This window comes from Streptomyces sp. 2-1 (assembly GCF_048564895.1).
Taxonomy (GTDB): domain Bacteria; phylum Actinomycetota; class Actinomycetes; order Streptomycetales; family Streptomycetaceae; genus Streptomyces; species Streptomyces phaeochromogenes.
Map to the genome: position 1 here is coordinate 4,149,262 of NZ_CP183383.1, position 23,172 is coordinate 4,172,433.

General features: G+C 71.4%; 18 protein-coding genes. 15 read left to right on the forward strand and 3 right to left on the reverse strand.

Annotation, left to right across the window (positions count from 1 at the left end; genetic code table 11):
- Positions 1-14: 14 nt before the first annotated feature.
- Together malQ and ACN20J_RS18245 are read right to left on the reverse strand one after the other, a co-directional pair.
- Positions 15-2,531 carry a 4-alpha-glucanotransferase gene (gene malQ, locus ACN20J_RS18240; RefSeq protein WP_419666325.1) on the reverse strand — a complete coding sequence of 839 codons (2,517 nt, stop codon included), beginning with the start codon at positions 2,529-2,531 and terminating at the stop codon, positions 15-17.
- A complete protein-coding gene (locus tag ACN20J_RS18245; RefSeq protein ID WP_055611419.1) occupies positions 2,531-2,782 on the reverse strand; it encodes a hypothetical protein in 252 nt (83 codons plus the stop codon). The genes malQ and ACN20J_RS18245 overlap by 1 nt, the downstream gene beginning before the upstream one ends.
- Before the next feature lie 305 nt (positions 2,783-3,087).
- Between ACN20J_RS18245 and ACN20J_RS18250 the strand changes: the two genes are divergently transcribed.
- Genes ACN20J_RS18250 through ACN20J_RS18260 form a run of 3 tightly spaced genes read left to right on the forward strand, consistent with a single transcriptional unit; the run spans position 3,088 to position 5,704 of the window.
- Positions 3,088-3,621: a PadR family transcriptional regulator gene (locus ACN20J_RS18250; protein ID WP_190227883.1), complete on the forward strand. Its 534-nt coding sequence runs from the start codon at positions 3,088-3,090 to the stop codon at positions 3,619-3,621.
- Positions 3,618-4,352, forward strand: a complete 735-nt coding sequence (locus tag ACN20J_RS18255) for an ABC transporter ATP-binding protein (protein WP_419666326.1) — start codon at positions 3,618-3,620, stop codon at positions 4,350-4,352. The genes ACN20J_RS18250 and ACN20J_RS18255 overlap by 4 nt, the downstream gene beginning before the upstream one ends.
- Positions 4,349-5,704 (forward strand): FtsX-like permease family protein, encoded by a 1,356-nt coding sequence (locus ACN20J_RS18260; RefSeq protein WP_361919705.1) that lies wholly within the window; start codon positions 4,349-4,351, stop codon positions 5,702-5,704. The genes ACN20J_RS18255 and ACN20J_RS18260 overlap by 4 nt, the downstream gene beginning before the upstream one ends.
- A gap of 247 nt (positions 5,705-5,951) precedes the next feature.
- On the opposite strand, the gene ACN20J_RS18265 is transcribed toward ACN20J_RS18260, so the two are convergent.
- Positions 5,952-6,488, reverse strand: coding sequence for an HNH endonuclease (locus ACN20J_RS18265; RefSeq protein ID WP_055611422.1), 537 nt, complete (start codon positions 6,486-6,488; stop codon positions 5,952-5,954).
- A 275-nt stretch (positions 6,489-6,763) separates the two neighbouring features.
- Between ACN20J_RS18265 and ACN20J_RS18270 the strand changes: the two genes are divergently transcribed.
- From ACN20J_RS18270 to ACN20J_RS18325, 12 genes are all read left to right on the forward strand, one after another.
- Positions 6,764-7,843 (forward strand): mechanosensitive ion channel family protein, encoded by a 1,080-nt coding sequence (locus ACN20J_RS18270; protein ID WP_189837797.1) that lies wholly within the window; start codon positions 6,764-6,766, stop codon positions 7,841-7,843.
- A gap of 309 nt (positions 7,844-8,152) precedes the next feature.
- Positions 8,153-9,364: an ROK family transcriptional regulator gene (locus ACN20J_RS18275; RefSeq protein WP_055611434.1), complete on the forward strand. Its 1,212-nt coding sequence runs from the start codon at positions 8,153-8,155 to the stop codon at positions 9,362-9,364.
- 79 nt (positions 9,365-9,443) lie between these two features.
- The gene (locus ACN20J_RS18280) at positions 9,444-10,772 is read left to right on the forward strand and encodes an ABC transporter substrate-binding protein (RefSeq protein WP_189837796.1); all 1,329 of its coding nucleotides are present in this window, start codon (positions 9,444-9,446) and stop codon (positions 10,770-10,772) included.
- Positions 10,773-10,778: 6 nt separating this feature from the next.
- Positions 10,779-11,720 (forward strand): carbohydrate ABC transporter permease, encoded by a 942-nt coding sequence (locus ACN20J_RS18285; RefSeq protein ID WP_189837795.1) that lies wholly within the window; start codon positions 10,779-10,781, stop codon positions 11,718-11,720.
- Between the two features lie 2 nt (positions 11,721-11,722).
- Positions 11,723-12,619, forward strand: coding sequence for a carbohydrate ABC transporter permease (locus ACN20J_RS18290; protein WP_361919701.1), 897 nt, complete (start codon positions 11,723-11,725; stop codon positions 12,617-12,619).
- Between the two features lies 1 nt (position 12,620).
- Positions 12,621-13,886 (forward strand): 6-phospho-beta-glucosidase, encoded by a 1,266-nt coding sequence (locus ACN20J_RS18295; RefSeq protein WP_189837793.1) that lies wholly within the window; start codon positions 12,621-12,623, stop codon positions 13,884-13,886.
- Positions 13,877-14,851: an N-acetylglucosamine kinase gene (locus ACN20J_RS18300; protein ID WP_189837792.1), complete on the forward strand. Its 975-nt coding sequence runs from the start codon at positions 13,877-13,879 to the stop codon at positions 14,849-14,851. Before ACN20J_RS18295 ends, ACN20J_RS18300 begins: the two co-directional genes overlap by 10 nt.
- 227 nt (positions 14,852-15,078) lie before the next feature.
- Positions 15,079-16,536, forward strand: a complete 1,458-nt coding sequence (locus tag ACN20J_RS18305; RefSeq protein ID WP_419666327.1) for a hypothetical protein — start codon at positions 15,079-15,081, stop codon at positions 16,534-16,536.
- A 14-nt stretch (positions 16,537-16,550) separates the two neighbouring features.
- Positions 16,551-17,558, forward strand: a complete 1,008-nt coding sequence (locus ACN20J_RS18310) for a glutamate ABC transporter substrate-binding protein (RefSeq protein ID WP_189837791.1) — start codon at positions 16,551-16,553, stop codon at positions 17,556-17,558.
- 96 nt (positions 17,559-17,654) lie between these two features.
- Positions 17,655-18,977 carry a hypothetical protein gene (locus ACN20J_RS18315; RefSeq protein WP_189837790.1) on the forward strand — a complete coding sequence of 441 codons (1,323 nt, stop codon included), beginning with the start codon at positions 17,655-17,657 and terminating at the stop codon, positions 18,975-18,977.
- 86 nt (positions 18,978-19,063) lie between these two features.
- Positions 19,064-21,721, forward strand: a complete 2,658-nt coding sequence (locus ACN20J_RS18320; RefSeq protein ID WP_419668903.1) for a tetratricopeptide repeat protein — start codon at positions 19,064-19,066, stop codon at positions 21,719-21,721.
- The gene (locus tag ACN20J_RS18325; protein ID WP_419666328.1) at positions 21,722-23,143 is read left to right on the forward strand and encodes a PP2C family serine/threonine-protein phosphatase; all 1,422 of its coding nucleotides are present in this window, start codon (positions 21,722-21,724) and stop codon (positions 23,141-23,143) included.
- Positions 23,144-23,172 lie beyond the last annotated feature (29 nt).

Below are 23,172 nucleotides of genomic sequence, written 5' to 3' on the forward strand. Positions count from 1 at the left end.
AACGTAGCGAACACCTAATCCGGCCGCGCGCCCGGGGGTGCCGTACGGGGCGAAGCGCCTCCCGAGCCCGGCCCGGATTCCGCGACGTCCGGCCCGGAGACTCCCGAGTCCGGCCCGCATCCGCCCCCCATCTCCCCCACCCGGCCCGCGCGCACCACGTCGATGAGGGCGTGCAGCCGGGGTGAGGCGGCGAGTTCCTCCAGGGTGACGGGGCGGCCCTCGGCGTCGGCGACGGGCAGGCGCCAGTTGGGGTACTGGTCCCAGGTGCCGGGCAGGTTCTGCGGGCGGCGGTCGCCGACGGTGTCCGGGAGCCAGACGCCGATCATGCGGGCGGGGGTGCGCAGCAGGAACCGGTGCAGGGCCTGGATCTGCGCCTCCTCCGAGTCCTCCGACTGCCCGCCGGCCGTGCCCTGGAGCAGTCCGAGCCGGGCGAGCAGCGCCAGCCACTCCCCCACGTCGGTGGCGGCCTCGGCCCGTTCCTCCTCCACGGGGCGGGTCAACAGGCCCAGCCGGTCGCGGAGTTCGACGTGGTCGCCGGTGAGCCGGGACGCGGTGGGCGGCAGGTCGTGGGTGGTGGCTGTGGCGAGGCAGTCGGCGCGCCAGCTCTCGGGGGGCAACGGCAGGCCCGTACCGTCCCAGTCGCGTTCGAACCACAGCACGGACGTGCCGAGTACGCCGTGCTCGTGCAGCTTCTCCCGGACGCCCGGCTCGACGGTGCCGAGGTCCTCGCCGATCACCAGCGCCCCGGCGCGGTACGCCTCCAGCGCGAGGATCGCGAGCATGGCTTCGGCGTCGTAACGGACGTACGTTCCCTCGGTGGCCGGGCGGCCCTGCGGGATCCACCAGAGGCGGAAGAGGCCCATGACGTGGTCGATACGGAGGGCGCCGGCGTAGCGGAAGAGGGCGCGCAGGAGGCGGCGGTAGGGGGCGTAGCCGGACTCGGCGAGGCGGTCGGGGCGCCACGGCGGCAGCCCCCAGTCCTGGCCCTGCACGCTGAAGGCGTCCGGGGGCGCGCCGACCGACATGCCCGCCGCGAAGTACTCCTGTTGCGCCCAGGCGTCGGCGCCGCCGGGGTGGACGCCCACCGCGAGGTCGTGCACGAGCCCGACCCCCATGCCCGCGTCGCGCGCGCTGCGCTGGGCGGTGGCGAGCTGGGCGTCCGTCAGCCAGGCGAGGCGGCTGTGGAAGTCGACGCGGTCCATCAACTCGCCCCGGGCGCGGGCGGTTTCGGCCGAGCGGGGGTCGCGCAGGGCGGCCGGCCACTTCTGCCAGTCGGAGCCGTACACCTCGGCGAGCGCGCACCAGGTGGCGTGGTCCTCCAGCGCCTCGCCCTCCTCGGCGAGGAAGTCGCAGTAGGCGGCGCGGCGTCCGGGTCCGAGCGGTACGTCCCGGACGAGCTCCAGAGCCTCGCGCTTCAGCTCCCACACGGCGTCGCGGTCGATCAACGCGCCCTTGTTCAGCACGGATTCGCGCTGCCGCTCGGCCCGCTCCAGGAGCGTACGGACACGGTCGCGGTCACCCTCGCCCGCGTACGCGAACTCGGGGACGTCCTCGACGCGCAGGTACACGGGGTCGGGGTAGCGGCGCGAGGAGGGCCGGTACGGGGAGGGGTCGGTGGGTGCGCCGGGCACGGCCGCGTGCATCGGGTTGACCTGCACGAACCCGGCGCCGAGCGCGCGTCCGGCCCAGGCCGTCAGCTCGGCGAGGTCCCCGAGGTCGCCCATGCCCCAGGAGCGCCGGGACAGCAGCGAGTAGACCTGCACGAGCAGCCCGTACGTACGCCCCGGTGCGGCGGGCAGCCGGGTCGGCGCGACGACGAGATGGGCGCGGGCGGTCCGCCCGTCGGGAGCGGTGGCCTCCAACTCATGGACGCCGAGGGGCAGTTGTTCGGCGGAGGCACGCGTCTCGCCCTGCTCGGTACGGATCCGCAGGCGGGTCCCGGCGGGCAGCGCGGCGAGGGCGGAGGCGAGCGAGGAGTCTCCCGGGAATCCGGGCGGGGCGGCCGGGTCCGGGTCACCCTGCGCGGGTGCGGCACCGGCGGAACCATCGGCCACGGACGCGCGGGCCACGGACGGCGATCCGTCCGGCGCGGGCGCGTCCCCGCCGCGCGCGGGCGGGCTCTCGCCCGTCTCAGGCCGGTCCTCGTGCGGCGCGGGCGGGTTCTCGCCCAGCCCGTGCCTGATCACGTCCGGCGCGGGCCGGCCCTCGCCCGGCGCAGGTGGGTTCTCGTCCGGCGCACGCTCGTCGCCGTCCGCCCCCGGGGCGGATTCGCGCGCCCCGGCGTCATGGTCGCTCCCGGCAGCCGTCGGTGCCCCGCTCCAGCTCACCAGTGTCGGTGGGAGCAGTCGCTCCCGTAGCTCCGTCTCGCGTGCCGTGAGCGCCGTGCGGACGGCGTCCGGTGTCGCGGCGGGGACGCCCAGTGCGGCGAGGACGGCGACGACCGCGGCGTCCGAGGCCGCGACCGTGCGTCCCGGGGACGGGCTGAAGGAGGTGGCGACGCCGTGCAGCGCGGCGAGCCGGGAGAGCGGCATCAGACCCCCGATGGGTCCAGGCCCGCGGCGGCGCCCGTGGAGGTGGGCTCGCTCGTCAGGTGCGCGGCGTCGGCGAGTGGCGGTTCGCTGGTGAGGGGGGCGGCGTCGGGCAGCGGCGGCTCGCTGGTGAGCGGCGTCTCCGCGCAGGGCCCTTCGGCGGTGAAGACACAGATGTACGGGTCGGGGTCGGCGGGCTGCTCCGCCGGGCGTTTGGAGAGGGCCGAGAGCAGAAGCTGTGCCGATGCGGCCATGGGGGCCTCCTTGGTCGTCGCGGGTAGTCGTACGGCGGGTCACGGCAGCCCTACCCAGTGGGCGGGCGCGCAGACGTGACAGCCCGGACAACGTGCCCTTGTTCACATCTTGTCCCGGATGCGCCTGGTTACCAAGAGCGCCTGGACGGCCACCGCCCGCGATGACGCCCGCCCCCCAGAGGCACCCTCCCGCGAGACCGCCTCCCCCGAGCCCCTTCCCCGGAGCCCCTTCCCCGGGGCGTGGCCGAAGGTTTTCCCGGGATAACTATTCACTCGCTACATATACTGAGTACATAATGGTGCCCATGAGCACCCGCCACATCCTCCTGGGACTGCTCGCCGGAGGGCCGAGCCATGGCTACGACCTCAAGCGACGCCATGACGAACGCTTCCCGCAGGCCCGCCCGCTGGCTTATGGCCAGGTCTATACGACGTTGCAGCGCCTGGTCCGCGACGGTCTCGCGGAGGTCGACGGGACCGATTCGGACGGCGGCCCGGAGCGGACGCTGTACCGGTCCACCGACGACGGGGCGAAGGAACTCGCCGCGTGGACGGGCGAGATCACCCCGCCCGCACCCTTCGTGACGAACGAGATCTTCGCCAAGGTCGTGTGCGCGATCCTCGCCTCGGCCGACCCCGCCCGGTATCTGAGCGCCCAGCGCGCCGCGCACATGGCGCGCATGCGGGAGCTCACGGCGGTCAAGACGGCGCCCGGCGCCGATCTCGCGACCGTCCTCTCGGCCGACTACGCCCTCAACCACCTCGACGCCGATCTGCGCTGGATGACCACCACCGCGGCCCGGCTCACCACTCTGACCGCGGAGGTCGACGGAGCATGAGCAGCCCGCCCATGAGCAGTACGGAGACGGAGAAGGCCCTGCCGATCCTGGCGGCCCGAGGCCTCGCCAAGACGCACGGCAGGACCCAGGCGCTACGGGGCGCCTCGGTCGAACTGCACTCGGGGGAGATCCTCGCCGTCACCGGCACGAGCGGCAGCGGCAAGTCCACGCTGCTGCACTGCCTGGCGGGGATCGTCCGCCCCGACGAGGGCTCGGTCGTCTACGCCGAGCAGCGCCTCGACCAGCTCCCGGAACAGCGGTTGAGCGAGCTGCGGCGTACGGAGTTCGGGGTGGTGTTCCAGTTCGGGCAGCTGATACCCGAGTTGACCTCGCTCGACAACGTCGCGCTGCCGCTGCTGCTCGCGGGAGCCTCCCGCAAGGACTCCCACGAGCGGGCGGACGAGTGGCTGGAGCGGTTCGGCGTACGCGGCCAGGGGGAGCTGCGGCCCGGGGAGATGAGCGGCGGGCAGGCCCAACGGGTGTCGCTGGCACGGGCGTTGGTGACCGGTCCGAAGGTCGTCTTCGCGGACGAGCCGACCGGTGCGCTCGACTCCCTCGCGAGCGAGGGCGTGCTGACGGCGCTGGCGCACACGGCCCGGGAGTCCGGCACGGCGGTGCTGCTGATCACGCACGACGCGCAGGTCGCGGCGTACGCGGACCGCGAAGTGCACCTGCGCGACGGGGTCGTCGTCTCCGCGGAGGACGCGTTGACGCTGGAGGGGGCGCTGTGATCGCGGATCTCAGACTCGCCTGGCTGCTGACGCGGGGCTCGGACCGGCGGGAGTGGTGGCGGGTGACGCTGACGGCGGTGGGCGCCGCGCTGGCCACCGGCTTCGGGCTCGCGGCGGTCGCGGTCGCCTCGGTGGAGGGGCAGGTGTCCACCCCGTACTTTCACGGCCTCCTGAACCAGCCGGGGGAGCGCGCCGGGGTGGTTGTCGCGCTGGTGCTCCTGTGGCTGCCGGTGCTCGGCTTCCTCGGCCAGTGCGCACGCATCGGCGCCGTGCACCGCGACCGCAGACTGGCCGGACTGCGCCTCGCCGGGGCGACACCGAGGCAGGTGCGGCGCATCGCGGCCCTGGAGGCCGGTCTCGCCTGTCTGCTGGGGTCGGCCGTCGCCTCGGTGTTCTGCGCGCTCCTCATGGTGAACCTGTTGCAGCAGCAGCTTTCGCTGTCGGCCTGGGGCGGCTTCGCCCTGGTGGCGTTCGCCGTGCCCCTCCTCGCCGTACTGGTGAGTGTGGTCGCGCTGCGCCGGGTCGTGGCCTCGCCGCTCGGCTGGGTGCGCCGGGTGCGGCCGCGCCACGGCCGGGTCGCCACCCTCACCCTTGTGGTGCCGGCTGTGCTGATGGGCCTGGCCGCCCTGCTGATCGTCATGCGGAGCAGAGGGCCGGGGGCCGCCTCGTTCCCCCTACTGGTGTTCTCCGCGGTGGCGCTGACCGGTGCGGGCTCGGTGGCGGTCGCCGGGATCACCGCGCGGACCATCGGCAGGCGGCTCGCCGCCCGGACCGAGAACCCCGCGGTCCTGATCGCAGCCGAACGACTCCAGGCCGACCCGTGGGCCACCGCGCGCACCAACGCGGCCGTACTCCTGGTCGCCGTCGTGGGCGTGGGCTTCGTGGGCATACGCCAGATGTTCCTCGACTCCGTGCATCATCCGGCGGGGGGCCGGCCCTACACCCCTGAGGACGTGGCGTTCTACACCACCGGCGTGAACCTGGCGGGCGCCGCGGTCCTGATCGCGCTGCTGATCAGCCTGGGCGGGCTTGCCGTGGGCACCGCCGAGTCGCTCGCCACCCGGCGCCGGGGCCTCGCCGCGCAGGCCGCGGCGGGCGTACCGCAGAAGGTGCTGGGCCGGGCGCTGCTCCTCGAGACCGCACTGCCGCTGGCCCCGGCGATGCTGCTCGCGGGCTTCGGCGGCGCGGCGCTGTACATCACGTACGGAGGCATCGCGGACGCTGCGACCATCCCGATGGTGGTGCCGCTGCTCGTGCCGGTGGCCGTCTACGCGGCCTGCCTCCTGGCCGCCGCCACCTCGCTGCCCCTGCTACGCCGTTCGGTGCACCCGGCGGAACTGCGCTTCGCCTAGCCGCGCCCACCGCACTGCGGAACTCCGGCGCTCCGGGAGGCACGAGGGGACTTCCCGGAGCGCCGGAAAAGACCGGAAAGACGGAGAAAACGGCGGCCCGGCACACGACGGAGACGACGGACCGGCCCGCACGACGCAGGGCGGACCGGCCGCGCGAAGGAGGCGGCGGACCGGCCCGCGCCGAAGAACCAAAGGGGCGGAACCGGCCCGCACAAGGCGACACAAGGCAAGACGAAGGCCCGGATCGTCAGGCGGAAATGCCGTCGATCCGGGCCATCGCGTCCTCCGCGCCGTACGGCTGCAGGTATGGCAGCCAGCGCGGGTCCCTATGCCCGGTTCCGATGATGCGCCAAGCGAGCCCCGTCGGCGGGGCCGGTTTATGGCGCAGGCGCCAGCCGATCTCGACCAGGTGACGGTCGGCCTTGACGTGGTTGCAGCGGCGGCAGGACGCCACCACGTTGTCCCAGACGTGCTGACCCCCGCGGCTGCGCGGGATGACGTGGTCGACGCTGGTTGCGACGCCACCGCAATACATGCACCGGCCGCCGTCGCGGGCGAAGAGCGCCCGACGGGTCAGCGGAACGGGCCCCCGGTAAGGGACCCGTACGAACCTCTTCAGCCGGACCACGCTGGGTGCGGGGACAGTAACGGTTGCACTATGCATAAAGGCGCCGGATTCCTCGAGGCAGACAGCCTTGTTCTCGAGGACGAGGACGAGCGCGCGGCGGAGCGGTACGACGCCGAGGGGCTCGTACGACGCGTTGAGGACCAGGACATGCGGCACGGATGGCCTCCTTGTACGCCGGCGGCGCGTGGCTCGCGCCGGGACGATCTGTAGTCAGTCTCCCCTCATGCCTGGTGGAAGCGCCACCATGTCCCGGTAACGGGCTGGGAGTGTTTTCGACCACACCCTCTTCATCCCCAGGTGAGCACAGTCTCTCCCTCGAACATTGCAACGATCCGCACATGCTGCCCCGTTAGTGTGGTGGTTCTGCCCGTCGGTGCCCCTATTCCGATGTCCCTGCCGCGGGCGGACCGCTACGCCTGGAGGTACCTGCCGTGTTCTTGTCCGTCCTGTCGGCCGCCGATCCCACCGAGGAACCGACGGCGCCAACGCTCCAGGACGCCCAGGAAAGCGCCAACAACGCCGCTAGCTGGGTCGAGCAGAACTGGTCCACATGGCTCAGCATCGGCCTGCGGGTGCTGCTGATCCTGGTGATAGCGGCCGTGCTGAGAGTGGTCATACGGCGGACCATCACGAAGTTCATAGACCGCATGAACCGTACGGCCCAGGCGGTCGACGGGACGGCCCTCGGCGGTCTCCTGGTCAACGTCGAACGCCGTCGTCAGCGGTCCCAGGCCATCGGTTCGGTGCTCCGGTCGGTCGCGTCCTTCGCGATCATGAGTACGGCCGCGCTGATGATCCTCGGCACGTTCGAGATCAACCTCGCCCCGCTGCTGGCCTCCGCCGGTGTGGCGGGCGTGGCCATCGGTTTCGGCGCCCGCAACCTGGTCACGGACTTCCTCTCCGGCGTCTTCATGATCCTGGAGGACCAGTACGGCGTGGGTGACACGGTCGACGCGGGCGTCGCCTCCGGCGAGGTCATCGAGGTGGGCCTGCGCGTCACCAAGCTCCGCGGCGACAACGGCGAGATCTGGTACGTCCGCAACGGCGAGGTCAAGCGCATCGGCAACCTCTCCCAGGGCTGGGCGACGGCCGGTGTCGACGTCACGGTCCACCCCTCGGAGGACCTGGACCGGGTGAAGACGCTCCTCAACCAGGTCGGCGAGGACATGAGCAAGGCCGAGCCCTGGAACGAACGCCTCTGGGGCCCCATCGAGGTCCTCGGCCTCGACAGCGTGCTGCTCGACTCGATGGTCGTCCACGTCTCCGCGAAGACGATGCCCGGCAAGGCGCTGAGCGTGGAGCGCGAACTGCGCTGGCGCATCAAGCACGCTCTCGACGGGGCGGGCATCCGCATCGTCGGCGGTCTCCCCGCCCAGCAGGACGAGGAGGCGGCTCCCGACCCGACCGCGGGCATGGCGGCCCCGTCGGCCTACTCCAACTCCGCGTCCCCCCAGTCGCAGACGGCGTCGCCCATAGCGCCGGCCGCGGTTCCGACGAATGTGACGAAGTAGCGGCGAGAGCTTTCTCATACGCGCGAGACGCGCACAGGCCTCTGTGGGGCGGTCATCCGGATCACTCCGGGTGCCGCCCCACACGCATGTCCCCACACACGTGTCCCCACCGTCCGCCGGGTCGCGTGTCCCCTCACCGTCCGTCGGGTAACGACTTCATTGCCCGACAGTGGCCGGTATTGACGCGTCCCCCACCTCGGGCCTACCTTCCTCCCACCGATAGGAAAGTTTCCTAACAATGATTCCGCGGTGGACTTCCCAGTGGCACCACTGGGAAGCTGGGCAGCCGAAAGGCAGGTGTCGACACTCATGGCAGGAACCGCCGGTACGCCGGGCACCCCTCGCGTTCTGCGCGCCATGAACGACCGTGCCGCACTCGATCTCCTGCTGGAGCACGGGCCGTTGTCCCGGACGCGGATCGGCAAGCTGACCGGCCTGTCGAAGCCGACCGCTTCGCAGCTGCTGGCCCGACTGGAGGCGGCGGGGCTCGTCCTCGTCACCGGTACCAGCGAGGGCCGCCCGGGGCCCAACGCACAGCTGTACGCGGTGAACCCGGCCGCCGCCTACGCCGCCGGTCTCGACGTGACGCCCGAGCGGATCCTCGCCGCCGTCGCCGATGTGACCGGGCGGACGGTGGGAGAGTACGAACTGCTCACCCCCGGCCGTCGCGCGGGACAGACCGTCGTACGGCAGGTCACCGACGCCCTCGACGGCGCCGTGAAGGCGGCGGGGCTGGTCCGGGCCGACATCCAGCGGCTCGTCATCGGCACCCCCGGCGCGTTCGACCCCAACACGGGGCGGCTGCGCTACGCCTCCCACCTTCCCGGGTGGCACTCCCCCGCCCTGCTCGACGAGCTCGCGGCAGCGCTGCCGATGCCCGTCGAGTACGAGAACGACGTCAACCTCGTCGCCATAGCCGAGCAGCGGCTCGGTGCGGCCCGGGGTCACGAGGACTTCGTACTGCTGTGGAACGAGGGCGGTCTCGGTGCCGCGCTCGTCCTCGGTGGACGCCTGCACCGCGGCTGGACCGGCGGCGCGGGCGAGGTCGGCTTCCTCCCCGTACCCGGCGCGCCGCTCGTGCGGCACGTCACCAAGGCCAACAGCGGTGGCTACCAGGAGCTGGCCGGCTCCCAGGCCATCCCGAAACTCGCCCGTGAACTCGGCATCCAACCCCTGCCGACCGGGCCGTACGCCGAAGTCGCCGCCGCGCTCGTCGAGCAGGCGGCGGACATCAACGCGGGAGCCCACCGGCAGCTCCTGGAGACGTACGCGACGGGGCTCGCCACGGGTCTCGCCTCGCTGGTCTCCGTCCTCGACCCCGAACTCGTCGTCCTCAGCGGGGCCTCGCTCACCAGGGGCGGCGAACCGCTGCGCACCCTGGTGCAGGCCGAGCTGGAGGAGCTGGCCGCGTCCCGGCCGCGCCTCGTGGTCGGTGACGTCGACGAACACCCCGTGCTGCGCGGCGCGTTGGAGAGCGCGCTCGCGGCCACCCGCGACGAGGCCTTCGACACCTCGCGCTGAGCAGGACCCGCACACCTCCCCCGCACATCTCCGTACACAACCCGTCCCACACCCCGTCCCGCCCCAGGGAGACTTCGCCATGCCCGGAATGCCCAGGAAAGCGGTGCTCGCCGCCGCCTCGATAGCCCTTCTCACCACCGCCTGTACCGGCCAGTCGGACACCGGCGCCACGGACGACCCGAACGCGTCGACGACGATCACGTTCTGGCACGGCTGGAGTGCTCCCGCCGAGGTCAAGGCCATCCAGGCGAACATCGACCGGTTCGAGAAGGAACACCCCAACATCAAGGTGAAGGTCGTCGGCAACATCAACGACGACAAGCTCAACCAGGCGCTGCGCGCGGGTGGTTCCAGCGGCCCCGACGTGGTGTCGTCGTTCACCACGTCCAACATCGGCAAGTTCTGTTCGTCCGGCGCGTTCGCCGACCTCAAGCCGTTCATCGAGAAGTCGAAGCTCGACCTCGACAAGATCATTCCGAAGCCGATGCTGGAGTACACCCAGTTCGAGGGCAAGCGCTGCGCGATGCCGCTGCTGGGTGACGCGTACGGCCTCTACTACAACAAGGACGCCTTCGAGAAGGCCGGCATCAAGGCGCCGCCGAAGACGTGGTCCGAGTTCACCGAGGTCGCCAAGAAGCTGACGAAGTCCAAGGGCGACTCGTACGAGCAGCTCGGCTTCATGCCGAACTACCACGGCTACGAGACGGTCGTGGACCACTACATGTCGCAGTGGGACCACGCCTACTTCGACAAGGACGGCAAGTCCAGCATCGCCGAGGACCCGGCGTTCGCCGAGATGTTCACGTACCAGAAGAAGCTCGTCGACAGCCTCGGCGGCTTCCAGAAGCTGGAGAAGTACCGCAACACCTTCGGCGACGAGTGGGGCGCCAAGCACCCCTTCCAGACCGGCCAGGTGGCCATGCAGCTCGACGGCGAGTGGCGGCTGGGCATGGCCAAGGACGCGGGCGTGAAGTTCGACATCGGCACGGCTCCCATGCCCGTCGCCGACGACGAGGTCGACGAGTACGGCAAGGGCTTCCTCTCCGGCACGGTCATGGGCATCGCGCCGCAGAGCAAGAAGCAGAACGCGGCCTGGGAGCTGGTGAAGTACATGACGACCGACACCGCGGCCGTCGTCGCCTTCGCCAACGCCATCCACAACGTGCCGTCCACGTTCGCCGCGCTGAAGTCGCCCGACCTGACGGTCGACCCGGGCTTCAAGACCTTCCTGGACATCGCGCAGAACCCGCACTCCAACACCCCGCCGGCGTCCGTCAACGGCTCGACGTACCAGACGACCCTCCAGGACTTCGGCTACCAGTACGAGTCCGGCAAGGCGAAGGATCTGAAGGCCGGTCTGAAGAAGACGGCCGACCAGATCGACCGTGACATCGAGCAGGCGAAGTAGCCACCGATGTCCACGCTCACTCTGCGTGCGAAGCGCCGCCGGTCGGCGCTTCGCACGGCCGCCTTCATGTCGCCGTGGCTGATCGGCTTCAGTGTCTTCTTCGCGTATCCGCTGCTCTCGACCGTGTACTTCTCGTTCATGAAGTACGACGGCTTCGGTGTCCCCGTCTTCCGGGGTCTGGACAACTGGAACTACGTCTTCAACGACTACCCCATGTTCTGGCCGGCGCTGCGCAACACCCTGTGGCTGGTGGTCGTCATGGTCACCCTGCGGGTCGCCTTCGGCCTGGGCATCGGTCTGCTGATCACGAAGATCAAGACGGGCACGGGTGTGTTCCGCACCCTCTTCTACCTGCCCTACCTGGCGCCGCCCGTCGCGGCGACGCTGGCCTTCGTCTTCCTGCTCAACCCGGGTACGGGGCCGGTCAACTCGGTGCTCGGCGACCTCGGCCTGCCGACGCCCGGCTGGTTCACGGACGCCGCGTGGTCCAAGCCCGCCCTCACCATGCTGGCCCTGTGGGGCGTCGGCGACCTGATGGTCATCTTCATGGCCGCGCTGCTCGACGTACCGAAGGAGCAGTACGAGGCCGCCGAGCTGGACGGCGCGTCCGCCTGGCACCGGTTCCGGTTCGTGACGCTGCCGAACATCTCACCGATCGTGATGTTCGCGGTGGTCACCGGCGTGATCCAGACGATGCAGTACTACACACAGCCGCTGGTCGCGGGGAAGGTCGCCTCCGGGATCATCGGCGGCTCGGGCCAGCAGTTCGAACCGGGATACCCCGACAAGTCGACGCTCACCCTGCCTCAGCTCGTCTACAACCTCGGCTTCCAGCGCTTCGACTACGGCTCCGCGTGCGTGGTCGCGCTGGTGCTGTTCGCCCTGTCCATGGTGTTCACCGCGTTCCTGATGCGGCGCCGGGGCGGTCTCATCCAGGCAGGTGACTGACCATGACCCAAGTACTCGACAAGCCCGTGGAGTTGGGGACGCCGCCGGCCACCCCCGCCGAGCGGACCGCCCGCCGCAAGGCGCTCCTCGAATGGATCGCCGTGCACGCGCTCGGCGTCGCCGCCGCGCTGTTCTTCGTGCTGCCCTTCGTGTTCGTCGTCCTCACCTCCCTGATGAGCGACAACCAGACCCTCACCAGGGACCTGATCCCGGACACCTGGGAGTGGGGCAACTACGCGAAGGTCTTCGACACGCCCGGCTTCCTCACCTGGTGGAAGAACACCCTTCTGTACGCGGGCGGCGGCACCGTCCTGACGGTGGTGTCCAGCATTCCGGTGGCGTACGCGCTCGCCAAGTTCCGCTTCCGTGGCCGGAACCTGTCGTTGATGCTGGTCATCTCGATGATGATGCTGCCGCCGCAGGTCATCATCATCCCGATGTACCTGTTCTGGGCGAAGCAGCTGGATCTGTCGGGCACCCTGTGGCCGCTGATCATCCCGATGGCGTTCGGGGACGCGTTCTCGATCTTCCTGCTGCGGCAGTTCCTGATGACGATCCCGAACGAGTACATCGACGCGGCGAAGGTCGACGGCTGCGGGGACTTCAAAACCCTGCTGAAGGTCGTCCTGCCGATGGCCAAGCCCGGCATCGCCGCCGTCGCGCTGTTCCAGTTCTTCTACGCCTGGAACGACTACTTCGGACCGCAGATCTACGCGTCCGAGAATCCCGGCGCCTGGACCCTGAGCTACGGCCTGGAGTCCTTCAAGGGCGCCCACCACACCGACTGGAATCTGACGATGGCCGCGACCGTCCTGGTCATGGCCCCCGTGATCCTCGTGTTCTTCTTCGCGCAGAAGGCGTTCGTCGAGGGCGTCACGCTCACCGGAGTGAAGGGCTGACATGAAACTCGCAGTAGTGGGCGGGGGCTCCACCTACACCCCTGAACTCATCGACGGGTTCGCGAGGTTGAGGGACACCCTGCCCATAGAGGAACTGGTCCTGGTCGACCCCGCACTCGACCGCCTCGAACTCGTCGGCGGTCTGGCGCGGCGCATCTTCGCCAAGCAGGGGCACCCCGGGCGCATCACCACGACCGACGACCTCGACGCGGGTGTCGAGGGCGCCGACGCGGTGCTGCTCCAGCTCCGCGTCGGCGGACAGGCCGCCCGCAACGAGGACGAGACCTGGCCGCTGGAGTGCGGCTGCGTCGGCCAGGAGACGACCGGCGCCGGCGGCCTCGCCAAGGCGCTGCGTACGGTCCCGGTGGTGCTCGACATCGCCGAGCGCGTACGGCGTGCCAACCCGGACGCCTGGATCATCGACTTCACCAACCCCGTCGGCATCGTGACCCGCGCCCTGCTCCAGGCCGGTCACAAAGCGGTCGGACTGTGCAACGTGGCGATCGGATTCCAGCGGAAGTTCGCCGGAATGCTGGGTGTCTCCCCCTCCGATGTGCACCTGGACCATGTGGGCCTCAACCACCTCACCTGGGAGACCGGTGTGCGCCTGGGCGGCCCCGAGGGCGAGAACGTCCTGCCCAAGCTGCTCGCCGAGCACGGCGACACCCTCGCCGACACCCTGCGCCTGCCGCGCGACATCCTCGACCGGCTGGGCGTCGTCCCGTCCTACTACCTGCGCTACTTCTACGCGCACGACGAGGTCGTACGAGAACTGGGTACGAAGCCGTCGCGGGCCGCGGAAGTGGCGGAGATGGAGCGGGAGTTGCTCAAGATGTACGGCGACCCGGAGCTCGACGAGAAGCCGGAGCTGCTCGCCAAGCGGGGTGGCGCCTACTACTCCGAGGCGGCCGTGGACCTCGCCGCGTCGCTGCTCGGCGGGGGCGGGAGCACCTACCAGGTGGTGAACACGTACAACCGCGGGACACTGCCGTTCCTGCCCGACGACGCCGTGATCGAGGTGCAGGCAGCGGTCGGGCACGCGGGGGCGACGCCGCTGCCGGTGGCTCCGGTGGACCCGCTGTACGCAGGGCTGATGGCGAACGTGACCGCGTACGAGGACCTGGCCCTGGAGGCCGCGCTGCGCGGGGGACGCGAGCGGGTGTTCCGGGCGCTGCTCGCGCATCCGCTGGTGGGCCAGTACGCGTACGCCGAGGGCCTCACCGACCGGCTGATCGCGCACAACCGGGAGCACCTCGCGTGGGCGTGACCGCACGGGTCCTCGCCGTCGACGCGGGGAACAGCAAGACCGACGTCGCGGTCGTGGCGGACGACGGGAGCGTGCTCGCCACGGCGCGCGCCGGCGGGTTCCGGCCGCCCGTCGTCGGCATCAGGGAGGCGGTCGACACGGTCGCGGACGCCGTCGGCCGGGCCTTCGCCGCGGCGGGCGTCGACTCCGTGAACCATGTCTCGGCGTGTCTGGCCAACGCCGATCTGCCCGTGGAGGAGGAGCAGTTGGCCGCCGCGCTGCACGCGCGCGCGTGGGGCACGACCGTGGAGGTCCGCAACGACACCTTCGCGATCCTGCGGGCCGGTGTGGAGGAGCCGCGCGGGGTGGCCGTGGTGTGCGGCGCGGGCATCAACTGCGTGGGCATGCGGCCCGACGGCCGGGTCGCCCGCTTCCCCGCCCTGGGCCGTATCTCCGGTGACTGGGGCGGCGGCTGGGGCCTCTCCGAGGAGGCCCTGTGGCACGGCGCGCGGGCCGAGGACGGGCGGGGCGCTCCGACCGCGCTGGCCCGCACCCTGCCCGCGCACTTCGGCCTCGACTCCATGTACGCGCTGATCGAGGCCCTGCACCTGGAACACATCGAGCACGCGCGGCGCCACGAGTTGACGCCGGTCCTGTTCGCCACGGCGACGGACGGCGACCCGGTCGCCCGCGCGCTCGTCGACCGGCTCGCGGACGAGGTCACCGCCATGTCGGTCGTCGCCCTGACCCGTCTCGACCTGCTCGACGAGGAGACGCCGGTCCTGCTCGGCGGGGGCGTCCTGGCCGCCCGCCACCCCCAACTCGACGACCGGATAAGGGAACTGCTGGCCGAGCGCGCCCCCAAGGCCGTACCCAGCGTCGTCACCGCCCGGCCGGTCCTCGGCTCGGCCCTCCTCGGACTCGACCACGAGGGGGCCCCGGCCCTGGCGCACGCCCGCGTGCGGGAGTTTTACGAGAGGGTCTGAGCGCGCCGGGAACCGAACAGTTCGGGTTGGCGTATTCATGGGCAGGGGTGGTACGGGATCTTCGCCGTGCTGCGATCCGGACAAGGCCTTGCTGCAATCGGAACAAGATCGCGGCAAGGCCTGTGCGGATGTCAGTCCCGGCGGCGATACTTGCGGCCGTGTACCTCTGCCCGCGCTTCCTGGCGCCCGGGCGGAGGTGACCGGCCTATGACCATGGGGGAGGTCGAGTGACATATCAGCAGAAGGGCGGTGCGGCGCCACCGGGGGCGCCCGCACCCACGATGCCCGCGGTGCCTCCGCAGGCGCCGCCGCCCGGGCCGCAGGTCCGCTCCGCCGTGCCCGACACCGGGCCTCCCCGCCGTACGGCGTGGGCCGAGGGCGTCGACCAGCTGCGGGCCGCGGCGACCACCGAGCCCGGGCGGCTGCGCATCATCGGCGCGGTGCTCGCCCTCCTCGTCGTCGCGTTCGGGGCGGTCACCGCCTGGGAGATGACGGACCGTTCGGCCGCCGCGGACGCCGTGCTGCACAGCAGCCAGCCGCTGAGCGCCGACGCGGCGGAGATCTACCGCTCCCTCGCCGACGCCAACACGGCCGCGTCCAGCGGCTTCCTCGCGGGCGGCCAGGAGACGAAGGCGTCCCGCGACCTCTACGAGAAGGACATCAACAACGCGGCGGAGAAGCTGGTCACCGCGGCGGCCAACTCGGAACCGGGCTCCGCCTCCGAGAAGACCATCACCAAGCTGAACAGGATGCTGCCCGAGTACAAGGGCCTTGTGGAGCGCGCCCGGGCCAACAACCGCCAGGGCTTCCCCCTCGGCGGCGCCTACCTCCGGTACGCGAACTCGAAGATGCAGGTGATGCTCGATGACGCCGAGCATCTCTACACGGTGGAGAACCAGCGCCTGCGCGCCGACTACGACGACGCGACGCCCTACCCGTGGATCGCGATCGGCGCCGGCGTCCTCGCCATCGGCGGCCTCGCCTGGGCCCAGCACCGCAACTACCGCCGTACGAACCGTGTGCTGAACCACGGCCTGGTCGCCGCCACGGCCGCCTCCACGGTCGTCCTGCTGTGGCTGGTCGTCGGCCACAGCGTCGCCCGCGCCGGCCTCAACGACTCGTACGACAACGCGGTCCGCTCGCTGAACACGCTCAACGACGCCCGGATCGCCTCGCTCAAGGCCCGGGGCAACGAGAACCTCACGCTGGTCGCCCGCGGCGCGGAGACCAGGACAGAGGGCACTGGCGCGAACAAGAAGACGCTGGACGTCTTCGACGAGGACTACAAGACGCAGATGAAGGCCCTCACCACGAAGCTGGCCGCCGCCGAGGGCCTCGCCGACGACAGCGCGGGCATGAAGCCGGTCAAGGCCGCGACGGCGAACATGAAGGTCTGGAAGGAACGGCACGAGAAAGCCCGCACGCAGGACAACCTGGGCAACTACCAGGGCGCGCTGGACCGGGTGATCGGCTCCGACGGCAAGAAGCCCACGGGCGAGTGCTTCAAGAACGTCGACACGGCTCTGGCCACGGCGATCCAGCACGAGGAGACCGAGTTCAAGCAGGCCGCCGGAGACGGCCGGGGCGCGATGAACGGCCTTGTGGTGGGCGCCGCGGTCCTCGCGGTGCTGGCCGCGGCCGGCGCGGTTCTCGGCATCGGGCGCAGGCTGTCGGAGTACCGGTGAGAGGGGGCATGACGATGAACGCACGGCGTTTGCGGACCAGTCTGAGGGGCTGGGGCGGGGTGGGTGCGATGGCGGTCGTCTGCGCCCTGGCCGCCGTGTTCGCGCTGCTGTTGCCGGTCTCCCAGAGCCGCGAGGACGGCGGCACGGGCGCCGACGGCCAGGGGGTGGCCCAGGGCTCGCAGGCCAAGGCCGAGGACTGCGTGAACCCCGAGGACCAGAGCCTGGCACCGGACTCCGGCCCCCAGGACGGTGCGACCATCCAGAAGATCAAGGAGAAGGGGTCTCTGACGGTCGGCGTCGACCAGAACAGCTACCGCTTCGGCTACCGCGACCCGAACAGCGAGGCGAAGAAAGCCGAGTTGGAGGGCTTCGACATCGATCTCGTGCACGCGATCGCCCAGGACATCCTCGGCGACCCGGACAAGGTCGTCTTCCGCGCCATCCCGACCATCGAACGCATCCCGGCGATCCAGCGCGGCGATGTCGACATGGTGGTGCGCACCATGACGATCAACTGCGAGCGGCTGGGTCTCGTGGCGTTCTCCTCGCCCTACTTCAAGACCGGCCAGCAGGTGCTCGCTCCGAAGAAGTCGGACATCAAGGGATACGACGACACGCTCGCGGGCAAGCGGATCTGCTCGGCGTCGGGCTCGATCGCCCTTGAGAAACTGCAGGACGACCTGGGAAAGGTCATCCCCAAGTCCGCCGACATCAGCACCGTCGTGCCGAACCAACTCGACTGCCTGGTGCGGCTGCAGCTCGGTGAGGTCGACGCCGTCGTGACCGACGGCGCGCTCGCCGCGAGCCAGGCGGCGCAGGACCCGACGGTCCAGCTCAAGGGCGAGCCCTTCACGGACGAGTACTACGGCGTGGCGATGAAGAAGGACGCAACCGATCTGATACGCCGGGTCAACCAGATCCTGGTGGACTACCGCAAGGCCGACTGGCAGAAGTCGTACAACACCTGGCTCGCCGGGACGCTCGGCAAGAGCGACGGGCCGCCCCCGGTCCAGTACAAGTAGCGGGAATGTTCCAGTAGTTCCTGACGAACAGTTCTTCAGGAACTGCTCTTCACAAATAGTTCTTCACGCAGTTCTTCACGAAGCGAGGGGTGATCGATGGGCGTCACGGGACCCTCCGGGCCGGTGATGGACCGGGACGAGGTGGACCGTGCGCTGGCGCGGCTCGGCGCGGAGCACGAGGCCATCGAGACCTCGCTCCTCGCCCTGCAGGACCACGCGGGCCGCAGACTCCTCGAAGGCGCCGAGCTCACTGGTACGACCAAAGAGCGCTGGGGGGCCGCCGAGGCGTCGATCTCCCTGCTGTGGGCGTACTTCGACGCGTACGCCGACGCGTTGCGCTCCGCGCGGGAGATCCGCTCGCGCAGACGCTGGTCGAACCGCGAGGACCTCGTGGAACTCACCGAGCTGCTGCGCGGCGAGAGCGTGACGGTCGCCGGCAGCGCGTCCGCCACGGCCGCCGCGCCCACGATGGCGGGCACGGGCAAGCTCAGCGAGAGCTTCTCGCTCGCCGAACTCGTGGAGCGCATGAACGAGTTGTACGCGACCTCGCTGGACATGGTCGTGACGGCCGACGCCGTGTGGTCGGCGCTGCCCGCCCGGATCGATTTACTGGCCGCGGAGTTGCAGCGCACCCGCCAGCTCGCGCACTCCGTGGGCGTACGGCCCGGTGAGCACCCCTCGGGCGACGACCTGGAGCGGATCACACGCACCCTGACCGTGCTGCGCGAGCGGGTGGTGTCCGATCCGCTGGACTTCTGGCTGCCCGCGCAGGGCAGTTCGGCGCCCGGCGGCGGCCGTCCCGACACCACGCGCTACGACCGCGAGGCGCGCGCCCTGGAGGAGGTGCGCCGCGAGATCGACGCCGTGCTCACCGTCCGGCAGGACGCGGAGGCGCGGCTGCTGCGGCTGCGGGACGTGCTGAGCCGCGCGGACCGCACGCTCGCCGAGGCGCGCAGCGCCCGTGGCGAGGTCCTGGCGAAGATCGCCGCGTCCGAGGTGCCCGCGGTGAGCGGCCCGCCGACCGCGCTGCAGGAGCAGCTGGCGACGGCCGCCGAGTACCGCAGGCACGCCCAGTGGCACCGCCTCTCGCCGCTCCTGGAGTCCCTGGAGGCGAAGGCCGACGACGAACTGCTGCGCGCCCGCGAGTCGTTGACCGCGGTCACCGCGCCGCTCGCGGTCCGCGCGGAGCTGCGCGGCCGTCTCGACGCGTACAAGGCGAAGGTCGCCCGGCACGGCTTCGCCGAGGACCCGCTGCTGGTGGAGCGGTACGACGCGGCGCGCCGCATGCTGTGGAGCGCGCCCTGCGACCTGCGTGTGGCGGAACAGGCTGTGCTGCGCTACCAGCACGCGGCGGCCGAAGTGCTGGTGCCCAGGGTCCCCGGGCACGGCGGACCACAGGACCGGAGGGGGGAATCGTGAGTCAGCAGAACGTCAACACCGAAGCGAGTGGGCAGAGTTCGCAGGATCCGTGTCAGCGGCCAGGCTGCTCGGGGTCGTACGAGGACATGGGCGGCGGCGAGCTGTACTGCGACACCTGCGGTCTGGCCCCGGTCGTCTCGTCGACGGGCATGGTGGGCTCCCCGCCGACCGGGATCACCGGGGGCGGCCGGAGCGGTTCGCGGAGTTCGGGCAGCGCCAGTTCGCGCTCCAGCTCCCGCGCCTCCTCACGTGCCTCGTCTCGGTCGTCCCAGTCGCGGCGCTCGGTGTCGGGCCGTCTCTCGCGCTCGGTGTCGGGCCGCACCACGGGCCGTTCGGTGTCGGTGCGCAGTTCCGGCTCGACCGCCGCGTCCTCGGGGCGCAGCCGGCTCGGCGTCGGCCTGGTGCAGGTTCCGGACGTGCCGCGGCCCGACCCGCGCGTGATGATCCAGGAGAACCCCGAGGTCCCCGAGCGCAAGCGGTTCTGCTCGCGCTCCGACTGCGGTGCGCCGGTGGGGCGTTCGCGCGGCGAGCGGTCCGGCCGTACGGAGGGTTTCTGCACCAAGTGCGGCCACCCGTACTCGTTCGTGCCGAAGCTGCAGACCGGTGACATCGTGCACGGCCAGTACGAGGTCGTGGGCTGCCTCGCGCACGGCGGGCTCGGCTGGGTGTATCTCGCCGTCGACCGCGCGGTGTCCGACCGCTGGGTGGTCCTCAAGGGCCTCCTCGACACGGGCGACCAGGACGCGATGGAGGCCGCGATCTCCGAGCGCCGCTTCCTCGCCGAGATCGAGCACTCCAACATCGTGCGGATCTACAACTTCGTGGAGCACCTCGACCAGCGGACGGGTTCGCTGGACGGGTACATCGTCATGGAGTACGTGGGCGGCAAGTCCCTCAAGGAGATCGCCAACGGCCGCCGCACGGCGACCGGCAAGCGCGATCCGCTGCCGGTGGAGCAGGCCTGCGCGTACGGCATCGAGGCCCTTGAGGCCCTCGGCCATCTGCACAGCCGCAACCTCCTGTACTGCGACTTCAAGGTCGACAACGCGATACAGACCGAGGATCAGCTCAAGCTGATCGACATGGGCGCGGTGCGCAGGATGGACGACGACGAGTCGGCCATCTACGGCACGGTCGGCTACCAGGCGCCGGAGGTCGCCGACGTCGGCCCGTCGGTCGCCTCGGATCTCTACACGGTCGCCCGCACGCTGGCGGTCCTGACCTTCGACTTCCAGGGCTACACGAACGTCTTCGTGGACTCCCTGCCCGACCCCGACAACATCGAGGTCTTCCGCACGTACGAGTCGTTCTACCGGCTCCTCGTGCGCGCCACCGATCCCGACCCGGCCCGCCGGTTCGCCTCCGCGCAGGAGATGGCCGAGCAGCTCACGGGTGTGCTGCGCGAGGTCGTCTCCGTGCAGACGGGACGCGCCCGGCCCTCGCTGTCCACCCTGTTCGGACCCGAACTGAAGGTCACGGACACGGAGTTGTTCGGCTCACTGGCCGGCGACGTGTCGCGGCTGGGCGTGCGGGTCGATCCCGTACGCGGAAAGAAGGGCGCGCCCGCGCTGACGGCCGGGGCGAGCAGAACGAACGGTACGAACGGGGCGACAGCGGCGAGCGGGGCCGCGGGGGCGAACGGCACGCCGTTCCTCCCGCCGCCCTCCGCCGCCGTTCGGGCCGCCCTCATCAAGCCGCTGAACACCGCCGCCGCGGCCCTCGCGCTGCCGGTGCCGCGGGTGGACCCGGGCGACCCGAACGCGGGCTTCCTGGCCGGGCTGATGACGTCCGCACCGGCCGAGCTGATCACCGCGCTGCAGGCGGCGCCCGCCGGCTCCCTGGAGCTGCGGCTGCGCGAGCTGCGGGCGCGCCTGGAGATGGGCGAGCTCGACCAGGCGACCAGGACGCTCGAAGCCCTGGAGGCGGACCATCCCGACGACTGGCGGGTGGTCTGGTACCGGGGCGTGGCGGCGCTCGCGACCGGCGACCACGAGGTCGCGGCGGTGTCCTTCGACGCGATCTACGACGCGTTCCCGGGCGAGCCCGCGCCCAAGCTGGCCCTCGGCGTGTGCGCGGAGGTCCTCGGGCAGCTGGACAACGCCGCCGAGTACTACCGCCTGGTGTGGACGACCGACCCCAGCTATGTGAGCACCGCGTTCGGCCTGGCCCGCGTCCAGCTCGCGGCGGGCGACCGCCGTGGCTCCGTACGGACGCTGGAGTCGGTGCCGGAGGCGTCGATCCACTACACGGCGGCCCGGGTCGCCGCCGTCCGGGCCCGGCTGCGCCAGCGGCTGGCCGAGACCGCGCCGCCCCCACCGGGTCCACCGGCTCTGGGTACGTCCGGTACGGCGGTGCCCGCCGCGGGCGTGCCCGGTACGGGGGTTCCCGGGCCGGGGCTGTCCGGTGCGGGCGTTCCCGACGCCCCGTTCCTGGACGACCTGACCTCGGCCGCGGCCCAGGTCGAGGCGCTGGACGGGTACGGTCTGGACGCGGTGCGCCGCGAGCAGTTGTCCACAGAGGTCCTTGGTTGCGCCCTGGACTGGGTACTCTCCGGTAGCCAGGGTTCCGCCCCGCCGAGCACTGGGGCGCGGACCGTACTGCTCGGCAGCGACCTGGACGAGCGGGGCCTGCGCTTCGGTCTGGAGCGCTCGTACCGGACACTGGCCCGGCTCGCCCAGCGTGGCGAGGAGAGGATCGATCTGGTGGAGCGCGCCAACCGCTACCGCCCCCGGACGTGGGTGTAATTGATGTCGCAGATGCCTCAACTGGCCGCCTGCCCCAGCTGCGAGGAGCCGCTGGAGTCGGGGGACCGTTTCTGCGGTGCGTGCGGGTACGACCTCACCGCCGTACCCGCACCGCCGGACGACAACCCCACGGTCGCCGTCAACGGCGCGGCGCCCCGGCCCCCTTCGGCCGCGGCGTCCGTGGACTGGCCGGTCGCCCCGGAGGTGGACACGGCGGACACACCCGCGCCCGTGGTCCTGCCGACGGACATCGACGGCCGCGAGTCGGCGGGCTCCGACAGCCCGGGCGTACGGTTCGACCGGCCCGCGCAGCCGCCGTCGCCCCCGGCCGCACCACCACCGCCGCCGTCCCCCGCGCAGGTGCCGGGGCCCGCCGCCCCGCCCGCCGCGCAGGTGTCGGCTCAGGCGTCCGCGGAACCGGACGAGTACCCGCTCGCCGCGCCGCTGCCTCCCGAGGTGCCGCCGGCCGATCCGCGTACGGCCGACCTTCCGACGCCCCCCGCGGGCCTGAAGGTCTGTGTGGCCTGCCGTGCGGGCCAGGTCGACCGGGACGGCTACTGCGAGAACTGCGGGCACGCGCAGCCGCGCGAGCGCGACCACATGGAGCAGGAGCTGGGCTCGGTGGCCGCGGTCAGCGACCGGGGCCTGCGCCACCACCGCAACGAGGACGCGTTCACGGTGTCCTCGACCGCGCTGTCCGACGGCTCGCCCGCGGTCGTCGCGATCGTCTGCGACGGCGTCTCCTCGGCGACCCGCCCCGACGAGGCCTCGCTGGCCGCCTCCCGCGCGGCCAACGAGTCCCTCCTGGCGGCCCTGCCGCGCGGCACGCACCCGCAGCAGGCGATGCACGACGCGATCCTCGCGGCCTCGGAGGCCGTCAACTCCCTGGCGGACCGCAGCACTCCGGCCCACGAGCACCAGCCGCACGTGAACGCACCCGCCTGCACCATCGTCGGCTCCGTCGTCACCCCCAGCCTGCTGATCGTCGGCTGGGTCGGCGACAGCCGCGCCTACTGGGTGCCCGTGGACCGGTCGTCACCCCCGGCCCGGCTCACCGAGGACGACTCCTGGGCCGCCCAGATGGTCGCCGCGGGCCTGATGAGCGAGGCCGAGGCGTACGCGGACGAGCGCGCCCACGCCATCACGGGCTGGCTCGGGGCGGACGCGTACGAACTGGAGCCGCACACCGCTTCCTTCAAGCCGGACCGGCCGGGTGTAGTGGTGGTGTGCACCGACGGACTGTGGAACTACGCGGAGGCGGCGGAGGAGATGGCCGAGGTCATCCCGCCCGACGCGGCGGACCGTCCGCTGCACAGCGCCCAGGTCCTGGTGGGCCACGCCCTGGACGGCGGGGGCCACGACAACGTAACAGTGGCCGTCGTGCCGTTCCCGGCCCCGTCTCAGGGGGCAGGATCGGCCTGAGGCCGAAGCGGTACGAGCCGTACGAAACG